At 29.8% G+C, this 16,294-nt stretch carries 17 protein-coding genes; 7 read left to right on the top strand and 10 right to left on the bottom strand.

The window, feature by feature from the left end; genetic code table 11:
- Window positions 1-15 precede the first annotated feature (15 nt).
- The gene (locus BR66_RS0103715; protein ID WP_026881697.1) at window positions 16-1,185 is read right to left on the bottom strand and encodes an MFS transporter; all 1,170 of its coding nucleotides are present in this window, start codon (window positions 1,183-1,185) and stop codon (window positions 16-18) included.
- Between the two features lie 181 nt (window positions 1,186-1,366).
- Here BR66_RS0103715 and BR66_RS0103710 point away from each other — a divergent pair, with 181 nt between their 5' ends.
- Entirely contained in the window at window positions 1,367-1,720 is a 354-nt protein-coding gene (locus tag BR66_RS0103710) for an MmcQ/YjbR family DNA-binding protein (protein WP_035795385.1), read from the top strand.
- Window positions 1,721-1,850: 130 nt separating this feature from the next.
- On the opposite strand, the gene BR66_RS0103705 is transcribed toward BR66_RS0103710, so the two are convergent.
- Entirely contained in the window at window positions 1,851-2,381 is a 531-nt protein-coding gene (locus tag BR66_RS0103705; RefSeq protein WP_026881695.1) for an HXXEE domain-containing protein, read from the bottom strand.
- A 153-nt stretch (window positions 2,382-2,534) separates the two neighbouring features.
- Here BR66_RS0103705 and BR66_RS0103700 point away from each other — a divergent pair, with 153 nt between their 5' ends.
- A complete protein-coding gene (locus BR66_RS0103700; RefSeq protein WP_026881694.1) occupies window positions 2,535-3,095 on the top strand; it encodes a TetR/AcrR family transcriptional regulator in 561 nt (186 codons plus the stop codon).
- 148 nt (window positions 3,096-3,243) lie between these two features.
- Here BR66_RS0103700 and BR66_RS0103695 read toward each other — a convergent pair whose 3' ends face one another.
- On the bottom strand, window positions 3,244-4,764 hold the full coding sequence (locus BR66_RS0103695) for a flotillin family protein (protein ID WP_207641223.1): 1,521 nt from the start codon (window positions 4,762-4,764) through the stop codon (window positions 3,244-3,246).
- A gap of 30 nt (window positions 4,765-4,794) precedes the next feature.
- A complete protein-coding gene (locus BR66_RS0103690; protein WP_026881692.1) occupies window positions 4,795-5,358 on the bottom strand; it encodes an NfeD family membrane protein in 564 nt (187 codons plus the stop codon).
- Window positions 5,359-5,599: 241 nt separating this feature from the next.
- On the opposite strand from BR66_RS0103690, the gene BR66_RS0103685 reads away from it, so the two are divergent.
- From BR66_RS0103685 to BR66_RS0103675, 3 genes are all read left to right on the top strand, one after another.
- Window positions 5,600-6,262 (top strand): hypothetical protein, encoded by a 663-nt coding sequence (locus BR66_RS0103685; protein WP_242841104.1) that lies wholly within the window; start codon window positions 5,600-5,602, stop codon window positions 6,260-6,262.
- A 192-nt stretch (window positions 6,263-6,454) separates the two neighbouring features.
- Complete coding sequence (locus BR66_RS0103680; RefSeq protein ID WP_026881690.1) at window positions 6,455-6,781, top strand: hypothetical protein; 327 nt, start codon at window positions 6,455-6,457, stop codon at window positions 6,779-6,781.
- Window positions 6,782-6,797: 16 nt separating this feature from the next.
- Window positions 6,798-7,556: a hypothetical protein gene (locus BR66_RS0103675; protein ID WP_026881689.1), complete on the top strand. Its 759-nt coding sequence runs from the start codon at window positions 6,798-6,800 to the stop codon at window positions 7,554-7,556.
- A 236-nt stretch (window positions 7,557-7,792) separates the two neighbouring features.
- On the opposite strand, the gene BR66_RS0103670 is transcribed toward BR66_RS0103675, so the two are convergent.
- A complete protein-coding gene (locus BR66_RS0103670; RefSeq protein ID WP_026881688.1) occupies window positions 7,793-8,881 on the bottom strand; it encodes a tetratricopeptide repeat protein in 1,089 nt (362 codons plus the stop codon).
- Between the two features lie 197 nt (window positions 8,882-9,078).
- On the opposite strand from BR66_RS0103670, the gene BR66_RS0103665 reads away from it, so the two are divergent.
- Together BR66_RS0103665 and BR66_RS0103660 are read left to right on the top strand one after the other, a co-directional pair.
- On the top strand, window positions 9,079-9,711 hold the full coding sequence (locus BR66_RS0103665) for a CDP-alcohol phosphatidyltransferase family protein (RefSeq protein ID WP_026881687.1): 633 nt from the start codon (window positions 9,079-9,081) through the stop codon (window positions 9,709-9,711).
- A complete protein-coding gene (locus BR66_RS0103660; RefSeq protein WP_026881686.1) occupies window positions 9,674-10,948 on the top strand; it encodes a ferredoxin reductase family protein in 1,275 nt (424 codons plus the stop codon). Before BR66_RS0103665 ends, BR66_RS0103660 begins: the two co-directional genes overlap by 38 nt.
- A gap of 147 nt (window positions 10,949-11,095) precedes the next feature.
- On the opposite strand, the gene BR66_RS0103655 is transcribed toward BR66_RS0103660, so the two are convergent.
- The 5 genes from BR66_RS0103655 to BR66_RS0103635 all read right to left on the bottom strand — a co-directional run bounded on the left by BR66_RS0103655 (window position 11,096) and on the right by BR66_RS0103635 (window position 16,106).
- Window positions 11,096-11,293, bottom strand: a complete 198-nt coding sequence (locus BR66_RS0103655; RefSeq protein ID WP_026881685.1) for a cold-shock protein — start codon at window positions 11,291-11,293, stop codon at window positions 11,096-11,098.
- 234 nt (window positions 11,294-11,527) lie between these two features.
- A complete protein-coding gene (locus tag BR66_RS0103650) occupies window positions 11,528-11,725 on the bottom strand; it encodes a cold-shock protein (protein ID WP_026881684.1) in 198 nt (65 codons plus the stop codon).
- A gap of 239 nt (window positions 11,726-11,964) precedes the next feature.
- Window positions 11,965-12,162, bottom strand: coding sequence for a cold shock domain-containing protein (locus BR66_RS0103645; RefSeq protein WP_026881683.1), 198 nt, complete (start codon window positions 12,160-12,162; stop codon window positions 11,965-11,967).
- Between the two features lie 239 nt (window positions 12,163-12,401).
- Window positions 12,402-12,599, bottom strand: a complete 198-nt coding sequence (locus BR66_RS0103640) for a cold-shock protein (protein WP_026881682.1) — start codon at window positions 12,597-12,599, stop codon at window positions 12,402-12,404.
- A gap of 267 nt (window positions 12,600-12,866) precedes the next feature.
- Window positions 12,867-16,106, bottom strand: coding sequence for a DEAD/DEAH box helicase (locus BR66_RS0103635; RefSeq protein ID WP_026881681.1), 3,240 nt, complete (start codon window positions 16,104-16,106; stop codon window positions 12,867-12,869).
- Window positions 16,107-16,294 lie beyond the last annotated feature (188 nt).

Below are 16,294 nucleotides of genomic sequence, written 5' to 3'. Positions count from 1 at the left end.
TTTTTATGTTTTTTATCATAGAACGCCCTTTATTCTTCGTAAAATTGATCCGGAGATCAAAGGCATTATCGCCAAAAATATCAAATAAAATTTTAGTGTGGAGGGGTTCTTAAAAAATAATAACAATAATATCAACATACTTACACTAATAGCTCTTCCTCCATTTAATACCATGTCCCTATTTATCATATATTCAATTCTTTTATCCCTATCCTCATGAGTATCTATAACATTAAAAGTTGCAGAAGATAGTTGCACCATAAAAAATGGGAGACAAAATGCATCAATTATAGCATATACTAATAATGTATTAAAACTTATATTTATAATTAATGGCCAAACTGCAAAAAATGATCCTATAATTCCAAACAATATTGATTTTCGTCTATTTGGAGGCTTTATTATCTTTTGAACAAGCACATATGAAATTGAAGTAATTAGTGCTGCAACTAGCGCAATTATTCCTAGGGTAAGCTCCTTTTTTAATGTTTGAATTGCCAATATATTTATAAGAAAAACCATTACTGAATCTCTAAATCCCCAGAAAAACGTTGCCCTTCTAATAGTTTTCCAGCCTTCACCATTACTTCCAAATGCCTTTTTAAAGTCAACTGAACCAGAATAATCACCACATTTAAAAACTGTACTAATTAATACAAGTACAATAAATATAATACAGGTAGAGGTGAACACTATTCTATATCCTGTGAGTCCACTAAATCTGCTGATTGTAAACCCAGCACTTATTGGTCCCACAATTGCCGCAAGCCCAGAGAGCCCTCCATTTAGTCCATTAAAAGTATCTCTGTTGTTAGTGCTAGTAAAATCACAGCATAAAACATTAAATGGTAGCCAATAAAAACCAGCTGCTATTCCATCTATAAGCCCAAGTCCATATATATATGCAGTTCCTTTGTTACCTATATATAATATTAGAGCAAAAAAAAGTGCGTAGATGAATAATCCTAATCTTAAAGACCATATACCATTTTTCTTTTTTGATAATATTGCTGCCACTATAAATGTGATTGGAGTAGTAATATTAATTATTAAATTATATATGGCTATTACCATAAAATTATTGGTTTCTCTCCAAAAAAATACATTGATAAATATATTAGATAATCCCATAGAAAAAGCGAATAAAGCACTTACAAGTAATAAAACTTTAGCATTTTTGCACATATTAGTTCCCCTTAACATAATTAATAAAGCATCTATAGGAAAATGGACTAGCACTCTGACTAGCTATTTTTTTAAGATGCTTAAATCTATTATGTGCATTATTATTCTTTAAATTCTTTATTTCTTTATAATTTTTTTTCCACTAGTGTATACTATAAATAAAAAAAGGATGATAATGTATATGAACTTAGATGAGATAAGAAAATTTTGTAGCACAAAAAACGGAGTAAGTGAAAAATTTCCTTTTGATGAAGATACTTTAGTCATATATGTAGGTTCTAAAATGTTTTTACTTACAAGCATTAGAAATACCATTCTAAAAATAAGTTTAAAATGTGATCCAATCATGTCAATAGATCTTCGGCGAGACTACAAATCTATAGAGCCAGGGTATCATCTTAATAAAAAACATTGGAATTCAATAACCCTAGGCGAAGAAATTTCAGATGACCAAATAAAATTTTTTATAAATATGTCCTATAATCTAGTATTTAATAATTTAAAGAAAAGTGAACGAATATCTATAAATGCATAGATGTTATTTGATAAACAACAATATCCTAATTTGTTCAACAAATAATTACCTAATAAATGAAACTATTTAAAATACTTAAAGTTTTTAATAGTTTCATTTATTAGGCTTAATTTGTAATCAAATTTAAATTTTATCTATAACTGGTATTATACCTTTCTAACCAATAATTAAATTTTTTTGTTGCTTTATGCAGAACATATATCATTCCTAACATAAATAAAGTACCTATTAATATCGAAAATAAAAAAATTATCATATTAAAGTTAAGTAAAATATAGATCCTATATATCATAAAACAAGAAACAGGAATAACTATTGTACCTGTGATAACTCCAGGCACATATCCTTTAAAATTTATACACATGATTATGTGAAGAAATAAGTGTACAACGAAAGCAATAAATAATCCAAACCAAATAACATAACTATTAAGTAGATATGAAATTATAGTAACTATTGATATAAGTGCAAATTCTATATCTACGCCAATTGAGAACGCTGCAGTAGAAGCTTTAAAATTATATGGAATATATTTATCCTTTCTACTTTCAATATAATGTTTATTTTTTTGCTGCCAGGCATTAACCATAAAAATCTCTTCAAAGTCATGAATCATAAAAAGTATGGGAAAAAGCCAAATGTACATGAATAATATTTTCATAAAAATTACCTCCCTTTATTATAAATAATATGTCTCACTTGCGCCACTTAACAATTATTAGTATAATATCTTTTATAAATAGTAGTCAATGGCTTTGGTTCAAGTGCTACAAATATAGAAAGTTTGTGTCAATAAATTCTATGGAGGTTTTTTATGGAAAAAATATACAAAGTTAATCCAATATCATTACAATCCAAGGAATGGATTATTGAATCACTATTAAAATTATTATGGGAAAAGCCCTACAGTAAAATAACAATAACAGAAATAACATCTGTAGCACAACTTGCTAGACGTACTTTCTATCGAAATTTTGATTCTAAGGACGATATATTAGATATGTATATAAAAAAATTATTTAGTGAATATGTTGATCTATTAAAACAAGAAAAAATAATAAATGTAATGAATGTTGGTAAAGTTTACTTTAATTTTTGGAATAACCATTTAGATTTTCTAATTTTAATGGAAAAAAATGATCTATTATATATGTTATTGCAAAGATTTAGTGAATATTTACCTGAAATTCATAAAAAAATCATAGGGAATAAAGAAGATTATGAAGATAACAATACATTAGAATATGTATTAGCTTTTAGTGCCGGAGGATTTTGGAATATGATTATTAAATGGGTACATGATGGTGCAAAGAAAACACCTAGTGAAATGGCTGAATTTATAAATATTATACTAAAAAGTGAATTGCTCAAATAAATAAAAATTTAATGTTTAATTTATTCTGCGTGACTTAGTATAGATAATAAAAATACTGTGTAATAAAATAGGAATGCATGCTGATTTTTCTAAATAGCTCTACATACATTCCTAAAAATTTTAACTTGTCCTGTCTAACTTCTTCCTCTTAAATTTTAGCCTGCGTCACAGTTTCTTTATCACTAATCTCTTTAACATTATCCTTGTTACTTTTATCTGCTGATTTCTTTAATAAATCCATTATATTCACACCGGTTAATGCTTCAACGGTTTCAGGTAATTGTGCCATAATATCAGTTACATAACCAGTAACCTTAGATGCACCATTGCCTTTCCCTGAACCCGAACCATTGTCAACAATAACAATTTTTTCAGTTTTAGATAAAGGTTCAGAAATAGCTTTTGCGATTTCTGGAAGTTTTTCTATAATCATTTGAGTCATAGCTGCATCATTGTATTGCTTGTACGCTTCAGCTTTTTTCATCATAGCCTCAGCTTCAGCTTTTCCTTTTTCTCTAATTATATCAACTTCTGCCATACCTTGAAGTCTTAATGCTTCAGACTTTGCTTTACCTTGAAGTTCTATAAGTCTTGCCCCTGCTTCTGCATCTGCAATTTGTGTGTATTTCACTGCATCTGCAATTCTTCCCTGTTTGTAGTTATCTGCTTCTGCTTCTTTTCGAACTGTACCTTCCAATTCTTTTTCTTTTCTTAAGGCTTCTTTTTCGGCAATTTCTATTTCTTTTTCTTTTCTTGTAATTTCAATTTGTAGTGTAGCTTCTGTAAGTTCCTTTTCTTTTTCTTTTCTTGTTATTTGAACTTGAACCTCAGTTTCTGTAACTTCTTTTTTAGCTTTATTTGCTTCAATTTCATAAGCTAGATCTGCTGTAGCCTTAGCCTTTTGTTGTTCTAGTCTATATCCTTGTACCTTTAATTCTTTGTCTTTTTCAGATTCAGAAATTTGAGTTTCTGATAAAAGCTTAGCAGCCTCACCTAATCTAACTGCTTCAGCTGTTTTAATTTTTGTCTCCTTTGCAGCTTCTGCCTCTGCGATAAATGCATCTCTTTTTACCGCAGCTATTCTAGGTTTACCAAGTGCTTCTAAGTATCCATTTCTATCTGAAATATCCTTAATAGTTAGAACTTTAAGTTCTAGACCTAGTTGTCCTAAATCTACTGCTGCAACTTCTTGAACATGCGAAGCAAAAGTCTCTCTATCTTTATAAATTTCCTCTATGGTCATTTTAGATACGATTTCTCTTAGCTTTCCTTCAAGAACGTTTTTAGTTGTATGTTGAATAACTTCAAGTGTATGTTGCATACCATTTGAGGTATTAAATTGTTCTGCAGCTGATAAAATAGAATCAGTATCAGATTTAACCTTAACTACTGCTACTCCATCTGCAGTTATTCCAACACCTTGTCCTGTTAAAGCGCCATCAATACGGATTTCTATTTCCATATTTTCTAAAGAAAGCCTATCAGTTCTTTCTAGTAATGGAACTACAAAACCACCACCACCAGTGATAACTCTTTTTTTAAGACCTGTAACAATCATAGCCTTATCCTGAGGCACCCTTTTCCACATTGAAAAGACCCCAATAAACAATAATATAATAACTCCCACAATAATAGCTGGTACAATTAATGTTGACACGTTTAATACCATATTCCCACTCCTCATAATCCCTAAATTCCGTTAGTTATCTAACGGTTCAACATAAAAAATTTTATCCTTAATCAAATATATTAATACTTTTTCTCCCTGCTCTACTGACTTTTTGGATACATGCTGTGCTGGTGCATTGTATTTAGTTCCATTAACAACATAACCTATTGTACCAAATCCATTTTCCATTATTTTAGATATGACAACAGCCTGCATTCCTATAAGTTTATCTTGATAAACTGCACTTGTATTTTGTGCCTTACTTAAAGGTACAATTACAAACCTAAATATTGAAAATGATATAACAAGTCCAATTAAAAATGCCACGATAAATGTAATTATAGGATTTATTCCATGACTAGTTCCAATAATACCTATACCGCCAAACACTGTAACAAAGGACACTATCGTTATAGGTTTTAATGGAGAAATACTACCTCCATCACTTCCGCCATGACCACTTCCAATTCCACCATCAATATGTGCTGTAAGGTCACCTCCAATATGAATAATGTCAAAGAAACCTCCAAGTAAAAATGTGATAACAGTATAAATAACACCTACCAAAAATAAAATAATATATGCATGTTCCATAATTTAATCCCCCTCACCTCCTTATTCATACATAAAAAATACATTAAGCAGTATTAATTAACTTTTTATGTGATATTTCTTATTATAGCATATGTTCCATTTTTATCAATATATTTTAAACATATTTAAATTAAATTTTTCGACATAATATTCCAAATACTACTTATAAAAATTCATTTTTTCACCTACTCACATTATACATATATTCTTCATATTATGTATGACAAAGGAGGTAATAATTATGCAAAATAATTATTATGAAAAAACTAAAGTTCCTACTATCCTAAGTACAGAAACTCAAATAGGTTTAGTTAGGGACTCCAGCAATCCTTTATATAAAATTCCTATATTTCTAAGTTATGCTACTCCTTATAACAAAGTGCAAATGCTTTTTCTAAATAGAATTATAGAAAATGTAAAATCAAACCTTCTTTTTCCCCGTACTCTCGGTGGTACTGATCAATATACAGAAACAAATATGATCTCTATTCGCCGTATGATACTAAGTACTTTTGGGATGATGTCTGTGGCCTTCCATCGTGTTTATGTTAAGGAAGCTATTTCAAGAAAGTATTCGCCAGCCCAGCATTCTTTTAAGGATTTTTGGCTGAGTAGCCCTTACCTTCAAATTGAACCTTCAATGGCTTTTCAACACGGCTTACCACTTATGCTTATGATGGAAAAAGGCAACAATCAAGATGTAACCCAAAATTCAATATTTGGAGGAATTTATGCCCCGAACTCTATGCCCTTAAATATAATAATATTTGACCTAACAAATGAAGATACAATAAACGACTTTTTTGCATCTGCTTTTTGGAATGAAGCCTTCATGAATTGGGTTGGACAAGTTAGAAACGCCTATGCAATTAAAACCGAACCAGACTTTAAATATGAATGCTAGCGTAAAATCTTTGCATCTAATGCTTCTAGACTAGCATTTTAGTACAAGTCTAAAGAGTAAAATACTTTATAAAATATAATTAAATTTACTCTTTGGATTTGTATCTTATAAAAAGTAAAATTGCATAATCTTGTTTATCATATTATAATTGACTTAAAAAACATGTTAAAACATATGGAGGAAATTTTTGTCATGAAATTTAAAAATATAATTTCGTTAATTATAGTAACTTTTTTATGCTTTTTTTTATCAGCTTGCACAGATTCTAAGTCCATTACCCCTAATCCAATTAGCAAAAACAGTGCTAACACACAAAATCAAACTAATGAATCGGTGCCTACAGATACTGAAACAGATACGCCTAAGCTAACTAATAACAACGCTGCTGATGTTCCAATACAGCAAATATATATAAATGAACAAGAAGCATCAAATTTTCAATTACATATGTCCAGCATAGATGATTCATTAAAAAACGTTGGCCATGAAAATCAAAATACAAGTGATGATAGCAATTAAAGGATAGGTGAAATCAATGAAATCAATAAAATCACCCGCAGTTTTGTTAATGGCATTAGTTTTAGTCATGACATTTTCAGTAATTTCATATGCTGTTACTGATAAAATAAACCCACCTGGAAAAGATATGAAAGACAAAGCTAATTTCAGTAAAAAACAAAAGCCCGTAAATGTCCCTAATGGAAGTGATAAACCGGATAGCAATGGTAATTCAGTTGCACCCGACAGTACAACACAAAACAATACCGCTCAAAACCAAGCACCTAATAATGTAGCTAATATTCCAGATGCACAAATATTAATTGAAATAACCGATATAAAAAAACAAACAGCTGTAATTATAACTTCAGATAATAACAATATGCGGAAAATTAACATACAAAAATCCCAAGTAGATAATTACATAGATTACATAAAAAAAGGCTCTATTGTCTATAGTGATGATCAATTATCACAAATAAATACCTTATTATCTACTCTAACTTCAGATTCTCAAACTGTAAGAAGTGACACTAGTATTATTAATTCAGACATAGATATGGTTAATACATTCCTTAATAATAAAAACAATAAAAATGCATTAACCAAACTTAATGATGAGCTTTCAGAACTAAATACAAGAAGTGCAGATATAAATAAAGTGGCTAGTGACTTTACTAGTGCGTTGTCAGTATTATTACAAGGGCAAGCTGTTAAATCAATTATAAATCAACCAACTGCATCACCCGCAAATTCTGCATTGGTTCCTTCAAATAGCAGTAACACTACTAATTAGAACTATTCCCAAGTTAATTTTTAAATTTAAAGTTAATGATAATTTTTCTTGTGAGGCGTGAAAACCTCCAATATCACTTTTTAACTTTTAACTGTTTTAGGCATCTGAAAGAAAATAACAAGTCAAAGATGCGACGGATATTTTGCGCCAGACAAGGCGACATGTCCCGCTAATAGTGGTGCTATTTAAGGGTTATGTCAAAGCGTTGTATGTCACAAAATAGACTAGCATACTGACTAGTTATTTTTTTGAAGATGCCTTAATGCCCTTTCCTTGTTATTGATTGCCAATTCATAATTTGGATTAATTTCAATCGCCCTATTAAAACTCTCCAGTGATTCTTGAAATTTTTCCAGCTTATAAAGATCGTACCCTCTATTGTTATATGATACCGAATCTTTATAGTCAAGCTCTATTGCCTTATCATAACATTCTATTGCCTTATCATACTTATTCTGTCCATCTAAAACATATCCTAAATGAAAATGTGCAGACTGAGTATCATCCGTAAATTCTATTGTATTTCTAAAACATTTCTCAGCTTCTTCAAACTTTTCCTGGGCTTCTAATAAAATTCCTTTATTGTAATAGGGGAAAGGATCTTCACCATCTATTTCTATAGCTTTATCAAAATATTTCAAAGCTTTTTCATACTTCTCCTGTTCCATAAATATCATTCCAGAATAAACGTATGGATCCAAATATTTATTGTCCATTTCAATTGCCTTATTAAAATATTCTAATGCCTTCTCATAGGAATTTTTATTTTGAAATATTACTCCTTTTTTAAAATATGCATACACATAATTCTTATCAATCTTTAATATTCTATCTAAATACATAAGTCCATCTTCATAATTTTCTAGTTCTACTAGCGTGTCTGCTAAGCAATACATATATTCTAAATTGTCTGAACTTAACTCATGCATTTTATTCAAATGCTTTAATTCTTCCTCATAAAAACCTTGATCATGTAAAAGCACGGATAAATTGCTCATAGCATCTATATTTTCTGGATTAATGCTAAGGCATATATTATACAATTCTATTGCCTTAGCATAGTTTTCTAAAATATCATAACAATATCCTTTATTATAAATACATTTTTCTCTATCCGAACCCTTTAAAATCGACTCATTAAATTCTATTATTGCCTCCTGATACTTTTCAAGTCCCATTAGTGTTTTGCCTTTTAAAAAATAAAAGTCTCCATTTTTAGGATAGCTTTGCAGTGCAGTTTCACATATTATTAAAGCTTTTTTGTATTTACATTCCTCATTTAATCCCTCTATTTCATTTCTAAGATGTATTTCTAATTTTTTCATTTTTATTTCTCACTTTCTTTAAAATAGTTTTCCTATGATTATATTATCATTATAACCCTTGAACCCACAGTGATACAATTTGTTTCCATTTTTCTCAGCCAATTCTAAGGTTTCTTTAAGGTTAAATTAAGCTTAATATCCTATAATTATTAAAACGAAGAGTTATAAACATAACTTTTAGTAAAAGGAGGGCCTATATGAAAAATTTTATTAAGTTTATTCCAAATGTCATCACAATGCTGAGATTATTGATGTCTATTATATTTATATATCTTATTATAGAACAGTTTATGTATGGAAAAGATAGCTTCGTTATTTTAATATCTATGTTTTTACTGATTTGTATTTCAGATTTAATAGATGGACGAATTGCAAGAAAATTCGGATACACTTCTACAATAGGTGCTAAACTAGACGTATTTGCAGATTTATCCTACATAGTTCTTTCGTATATAACATTGATAATTATAAATGCCTTACCTATATGGTTTTTGGTGTTCATAATAATAAAATTTTCAGAATTTATTATTACCTCGAATTTTATAAAACACCATAATAAATCATCAAAACATCAATTTGTCTTTGATAAAATAGGAAGACTAGTATCTGCAACCTTTTTTATAATTCCGGGTATAATATGCCTTCATAAATATTTATTGCCCTATGCTGCTGAAACTTTAATCTCATGTTTGCTATATACAATCCTTGCAGCTGGGATTTATTCTTCTTATTTTAGAATAAAAAATTGCTTTATGCTTGTAACTTTAAATAATTCTCAAGGAGGCTATGTCAATGAAAAAGAAATTAGGCATTTTAATAATATTATTTAGTATAATAATCACCTATATATTTTGGATATTCATTAAACCTACTAGAACTATCCCCGTGATTAGTGAATATTCTCAATTACTAGCTTCCTTTGCCTTAGTCTGTCTAGCTTGGATAAATTTCATTTCCACTAGGCACAAAATTTTAGATACCATATTTGATGGATTGGATAAGTCTTATATTTATCATAAGTATTTAGGTATATCCATGCTTGTTATGCTTATACTTCACGATCAAACAATAAGCATTGGTAAAAGCCAGGAAATATTATCTGGAAGTCTTATTTCACGTGACCCTTATGCAATGTATGGAAGTTTCGGATTATATTTATTTGTGCTGATTATAGCCGTTGCACTCTTAGCAAAAAAATTAAATTATGAAAGATGGAAGGTCATTCACAAATTCATGATTATTCCCTATGCCTTTGGAATTTATCACTATTATGGAAGTTCAAACTATCCAGTTTTCTCTATGAATCCCTTTAGCCTATGGTTAAATGTTGTAAATTTTATAGGTATTGCATCTGCTATTTATAGTATTTTCTTTTATGAACGAACTTCCTTTAAATATCGTTATAAAATTTCAAGATTAGAGACTGTAGCAAATGGCACATTAGAAATTACAGGAAGTGCAATAAATGTAGATTTGGATTATAATCCAGGGCAGTTTGCTTTTCTAAAGATATCTGGTAGTGAAACAAAATTCCCCTCACATCCCTTTACCATAAGTGGAGCTCCTAAAAAAGGAGAACTTCAATTTACAATTAAAGCCTTGGGGGATCATACTAATATTTTAATGGAAAATCTTAAAGTTGGAAATGAATTTCTAGTATCAGGTCCTCACGGAAAATTTAATTATAAAACAGGGATTGAAAATCAAATATGGATTGCAGGTGGAATCGGCATAACACCTTTTAGAAGCTTCGCTGAAGCTGGAATACTAGAAAATCACTCTATAGATTTTTTCTATGCTTATACCAATGATGAGGAAGGCGCTTATGTAGATGAGCTACGATCCATAGTCCATGGTGATAATATACGACTACATTTGTTTAACGCAAAAGAAAAAGGTTTTTTATCAGTAGCTGAAATCGCTAAACACATAAAAACAAAAGAACCTATTGATGTTTACTTTTGTGGCCCTAAACCAATGCGAGAAAGTTTAAGAAAACAATTTTCCAGCAACAGCAGTGCCCTTAATGTTGTTAACTTTCACTATGAACATTTTCAATTTAAATAATAATAATAATAATAATAATAATAACCTGTGCATAATAAAAGCCCCATGATTGAATTATTAAACATTCAATCATGGGGCTTTTATTATACTATTTTAAGGTAACAAAAACCCGTAAAGAGAAACTCTTTACGGGTTTTTGTCTACTAATTAAAGAACAGCGATGTTTTCTGCTTGTGGTCCTTTTGGTCCTTTAACAACATCGTATGAAACTTTTTGTCCTTCATCAAGGGATTTGTAACCCTCTGAGTTTATTTGTGAAAAATGAGCAAAAGCATCATTTCCGTCTTCTCCTGTAATAAATCCAAATCCTTTTTCTCCGTTAAACCATTTAACTGTACCAGTCATATGCTGTGTACCTCCGAAATTTTATTTCTTAAACTCTTTGTAAAAATCCACCTAATAAAATTCCGATATCACCATACTATAATAACTAGTACTAATTGAAATATTTTACGCTTCATAATTTACTTTTCATTTAAGTATGGCTTTATTATAGCACCTTTATATACATAAAGCAAGGCGTTTGGACAAATGAAAAACCCCGTAAAGAGTCATCCTCTTTACGGGGTTTTCTGTTAATTAAAGGATTGTAATATTTTCTGCTTGTGGTCCTTTTGGTCCTTTAACAACATCGTATGAAACTTTTTGTCCTTCATCAAGGGATTTGTAACCCTCTGAATTTATTTGTGAGAAATGAGCAAAAACGTCATTTCCATCTTCTCCTGTAATAAATCCAAATCCTTTTTCTCCATTAAACCATTTAACTGTACCAGTCATAATGTGTACCTCCGAAATTTTATTTTGCTTAAACGCTTTGTAATTAATCCACCAACAAAATTTCGATATTAACATACTGATATTGATAAGTACTATTGAAATATATTTATGTTGCATTATTTACGACTCATTTAAGTTATGTTTTGATTATAACATGTATTTTTATATAAATCAACTATTTTGTTAAAAAAAAATAAAAAAAAACACAGAGATTAAAAATCTCTGCATTTATCTGTTAATTAAAGAACTGTAATATTTTCTGCTTGTGGTCCTTTTGGTCCTTCAACAACATCGTAAGAAACTTTTTGTGCTTCATCAAGGGATTTATAACCCTCTGAATTTATTTGTGAAAAATGAGCAAAAACATCATTTCCGTCTTCTCCTGTAATAAATCCAAATCCTTTTTCTCCATTAAACCATTTAACTGTACCATTCATATAATGTGTACCTCCGAAATTTTTTTTGCTTAAACGCTTTGTAATAATCCACCAATAAAATTTCGATATCAACATACCATATTAACAAGTACTAATTGAAATATATCTGTGCTTCATAATTTACGATTTATTTAAGTATGCTGTAAGTATAGCATTTATTCATAGATAAAGCAACTGTTTTCTAAAAAATAAAAAACCCCGTAGAGATTTATACTCTTTACGGGGTCTTTATTAACTAATTAAATAACAGTAATGTTTTCTGCTTGTGGTCCTTTTGGTCCTTCAGCAACATCATAAGAAACTTTTTGTCCTTCATCAAGGGATTTATAACCCTCTGAATTTATTTTTGAGAAATGTGCAAAAACATCATTTCCATCTTCTCCTGTAATAAATCCAAATCCTTTTTGTCCATTAAACCATTTAACTGTACCAGTCATAATATTCGTACCTCCGAAATTTCATTTTTCTTAAATTGTTTGTAATAATTAACCAATAATCCCCATCAAATTATACTAAAAAGTATTAATTGGAACATATCCGTATTCATATTACTTACTACTAATTTAAGCTAAAATTAATTATATTACTTTTTATCATGTAATTCAAGTTATTTTGGGCTAAAATTAAACATTTTAATTTAATATGAAATTAGCCTTCCATTATGAAAATTTTTTTGAAGGTTTCTTATTATAACTATATTTTTATTAGCTAAATAGCTGCACGATCTGATCTTCTGATAGACTATAAAGTCCTTCATTTCCTGAAAGTCCTTCCCCTAAAATATTATCTATAAGCTTTTTTTTCTCATCTTGAAGTGCTATAATTTTTTCCTCAATAGTTCCCTTAGCTATAAGCTTTATTACCTCAACCACATTTTTCTGACCTATTCTGTGCGCTCTATCTGTTGCCTGCTCTTCCACTGCTGGATTCCACCATGGATCAAAGTGAATTACTATATCTGCCGAAGTTAGATTTAATCCTGTTCCACCAGCCTTTAAGCTAATTAAAAATACTGAATTTTTCCCCTCATTAAAGCTATCCACCAAACTCATTCTCTTTTGTGAAGGCACTGAACCATCAAGATAGCTGTATTTTATTCCATCATGACTTATTCTTTGAGCAATGTTTTTGAGTACTGAAGTAAATTGAGAAAATACTAGTATTCTATGACCCTCATCTATACTTTGCCCTAGTAGTTCCGCCAATGCCTCTATCTTTGCACTGCTACCACTGTATTCCTTTATCACAATTGATGGATCAAGGCAAAGCTGCCTAAGCTTTGTTATATATGCAAGTATTTCAATTTTACTGTTTTTAAATTCATCATCCTTAACCTTTTTCTCAATAAGCTCTAATGCATGTTTTGCATAGGTTGCATACACAGTTTTCTGATTATCATCAAGATCAACCATAATGGTTTTTTCTATTTTATCTGGAAGTTCTTTTATAACATCTTTTTTCTTTCTCCTTAAAATAAAAGGCTTTATAAATCTACTAAGATCCTCAATAACCTCAGGCTCTTCTTTGATTTTTTTGTAGTATTTCACACTAAACATCTTTTCATCAAATAGATATCCAGGCATTACAAAATCAAATATAGACCATAATTCCATAACTGAATTTTCTATTGGAGTACCCGTTAACGCAAATCGTGTTTTTGCATTTATTTGCTTTACACTTGAGGCATTTTGGCAGTGAGGATTTTTTATATACTGTGCTTCATCTAATATGCAGTAGTTGAATTCTATACCAATATAGGTATCAAGGTCTCGCTTTAAAAGATTATAGGTGGTTATTATAACATCGTAACTTTCAATGTTTTTAATTACAATTTTTCTCTCTTTCTGTGGACCATTTACTACTATGACTTTCATATTTGGAGCAAACATTTCAAATTCATTTGCCCAATTATATAAAAGTGAAGTTGGAACAACAATAAGGGATTTGCTCCCTTTATTTGAAAGCAAAAATGTAATTGCTTGTAAAGTTTTCCCGAGCCCCATTTCATCTCCAAGTATTCCACCAAATCCTAAATAATCCAAAGTTTTAAACCAATTATATCCTATCTTCTGATATTCTCTTAGTGTAGCTTTAATGTTTTCTGGTTCTTTAAATGAGACACTTTCTATGTTCTTAAGCTTATCTCTTATCTTTTTAAGCTCATTTTTTCCTTTTATATATCTAATTCCATTTTCTTCCATGTATTCATGTAGATAAATTCCTTTGTTTTTAGGAATTTCGAGATGATTGTCTTCTATGTCTTCAGTACAAACTGAATCTACTAGCTTCAAAAATTTTTGAAGTTCTATTTCTTCTAGATCAAGATATTCTCCGGACCTTAATTTATAATACTTAAGATTATCTCTAAAAGCCCTCAATATGGCGCTAGTTTCCACTGCAGGAATATCCCCAAGTTTAAAGTCCATATCAAAATAACTATATTTACCCGTTCTTATGTTTCCTGATATATTTTTAGATTTCAGTGACTTAATCCCTTTAAAGTTTTCTGAATAAAATACATCCCCTAACTTCTGAAGCTTTTCCACTTCACTTTTAAAGAATCTGAATGTATAGTCGTCTCCCCACACAAAAAAGAACTTACCCTCTATATCTTGAAACCCTAAAGATCTTAGTGTTCCAAGTACGTCTTCTTCTCTTCTTGAGTCCCTATATATAATTTTCTCACTACAATCTTCAAATATATTGAATTCATGAATTCCGTATTTCACCTTTGTTGTTAAATCAATTTCTTTGCCTTCCTTATCAAAATAGAATTTAAACTCGCATTTTTCTGTTACTACTTTTTCCATTATGGATTTACCAAGTGTAACATAATTTGATAATCCATTAAGACTTGGAATAAGACTTCTCAGTATTGTATCCTCCTTTGAACTTGGGAGTGTTACAACCTTGGCCTTATTAAACACACTAAGATAAGGTGCAATTTTTGCGCAATATTCATAATCTGGAAGATATACATTTGTACCAAATAAAAATACGTTATTCCTGGAACTTAATGCTACGGGCATTCCACCTGGTACTTTCAGAACATAATCATTCTTCACCTTTTTTAAATCAAAATCTATATCAGGTGAGCCTTCTATTATTTCAGTTTGAACAGTTCTAAATAAGAAACCTTCATTTAAATAAACCCTATGGTACATCACAACATTAAAAAATTCTTTCACCAAATAATCGGGTATATGTATGTACTTACCATCTATCACAGAGTTTTTTCTGTTACTCCCATAACCAGTACTTTTATCTAAACTTATAAGCATCTGAATAAATTCAATAATGTTTTTATCCTTAGCACTAATCTTTTGTTCTTGAATATTAAAGGTGAAATTTTTCCCATAATTCACGGGTATATTGTTGGTAATGCATAGTAAAAATCTACCTATATCTTTTAATATATAGAGATTGTTTGAGGTCATGGAAGTAAGACCTATTCTAAACTCACAAAAAAGCTTATGATCCCATTGTCCTCTATTTATGTAAACCTCTAATTTCACTTCTTTTTTACCTTTTCCATCTCCCAAAAGCATAGATAAGGTATCTACACCTGATTTAGCTTGGAATGTTTTTAGTATTTTGGGCCCATTTATCATCGGGAGTTTTATAATTTCATCTACTCCTTTATAAAAAGTAGCAATCAGGTGTTTACAGCAGTAGTTTTCTTTTTTGAATTCATTGTTTTCAAAATCAATACAGCTGCAACTAGTGGACACTATGCTTTTATTTATAACATCCATTTCTATTTCGGTTGTATATTCATTAAAAAGATTTTCTGAAATTACATTCCCTTTTATATAAATCAGCTCATCTTTGTTTTCAATATTAATATTAGAAACCAAATCATTATCAAAGACTCTTAGTCCCTTTGCATGATTTTTTCCACTAATTTGTTCATTAAATATTTGTAATAAGGCATTTCTATCCATTTTTTTATCTCCCCAGCAGCTTATGTTCTATAGTATTTAATTATATCACAAATACGAAACTTATTTTCCAACATATATTATCTATAAATAATCCAGAAGATTATATTACTAAAATTCAGATACCTATGGCAAAAAAATAACACTAAAGCCATGTTGATTTGTCAACATGGCTTTAGTGTTATGCTTCT

The sequence above is a fragment of the Clostridium akagii DSM 12554 genome, assembly GCF_000686725.1.
In the GTDB taxonomy this organism is placed as follows: Bacteria; Bacillota; Clostridia; order Clostridiales; family Clostridiaceae; genus Clostridium_I; species Clostridium_I akagii.
The sequence above is the reverse complement of the archived record's forward strand: the minus strand, read 5'-3'. Positions and strand labels throughout refer to the sequence as shown.

Bases quoted from the DNA above. Each gene is read 5' to 3' on its own strand.
- BR66_RS0103680 (WP_026881690.1), top strand. From the start codon at position 6,455: ATGAAATTTAAAAATATAATTTCGTTAATTATAGTAACTTTTTTATGC.
- BR66_RS0103705 (WP_026881695.1), bottom strand. From the start codon at position 2,381: ATGAAAATATTATTCATGTACATTTGGCTTTTTCCCATACTTTTTATG.
- BR66_RS0103695 (WP_207641223.1), bottom strand. From the start codon at position 4,764: ATGGTATTAAACGTGTCAACATTAATTGTACCAGCTATTATTGTGGGA.
- BR66_RS0103645 (WP_026881683.1), bottom strand. From the start codon at position 12,162: ATGAATGGTACAGTTAAATGGTTTAATGGAGAAAAAGGATTTGGATTT.
- BR66_RS0103700 (WP_026881694.1), top strand. From the start codon at position 2,535: ATGGAAAAAATATACAAAGTTAATCCAATATCATTACAATCCAAGGAA.
- BR66_RS0103655 (WP_026881685.1), bottom strand. From the start codon at position 11,293: ATGACTGGTACAGTTAAATGGTTTAACGGAGAAAAAGGATTTGGATTT.
- BR66_RS0103650 (WP_026881684.1), bottom strand. From the start codon at position 11,725: ATGACTGGTACAGTTAAATGGTTTAATGGAGAAAAAGGATTTGGATTT.
- BR66_RS0103690 (WP_026881692.1), bottom strand. From the start codon at position 5,358: ATGGAACATGCATATATTATTTTATTTTTGGTAGGTGTTATTTATACT.
- BR66_RS0103685 (WP_242841104.1), top strand. From the start codon at position 5,600: ATGCAAAATAATTATTATGAAAAAACTAAAGTTCCTACTATCCTAAGT.
- BR66_RS0103670 (WP_026881688.1), bottom strand. From the start codon at position 8,881: ATGAAAAAATTAGAAATACATCTTAGAAATGAAATAGAGGGATTAAAT.
- BR66_RS0103675 (WP_026881689.1), top strand. From the start codon at position 6,798: ATGAAATCAATAAAATCACCCGCAGTTTTGTTAATGGCATTAGTTTTA.
- BR66_RS0103635 (WP_026881681.1), bottom strand. From the start codon at position 16,106: ATGGATAGAAATGCCTTATTACAAATATTTAATGAACAAATTAGTGGA.
- BR66_RS0103710 (WP_035795385.1), top strand. From the start codon at position 1,367: ATGAACTTAGATGAGATAAGAAAATTTTGTAGCACAAAAAACGGAGTA.
- BR66_RS0103715 (WP_026881697.1), bottom strand. From the start codon at position 1,185: ATGTGCAAAAATGCTAAAGTTTTATTACTTGTAAGTGCTTTATTCGCT.
- BR66_RS0103640 (WP_026881682.1), bottom strand. From the start codon at position 12,599: ATGACTGGTACAGTTAAATGGTTTAATGGACAAAAAGGATTTGGATTT.
- BR66_RS0103665 (WP_026881687.1), top strand. From the start codon at position 9,079: ATGAAAAATTTTATTAAGTTTATTCCAAATGTCATCACAATGCTGAGA.
- BR66_RS0103660 (WP_026881686.1), top strand. From the start codon at position 9,674: ATGAAAAAGAAATTAGGCATTTTAATAATATTATTTAGTATAATAATC.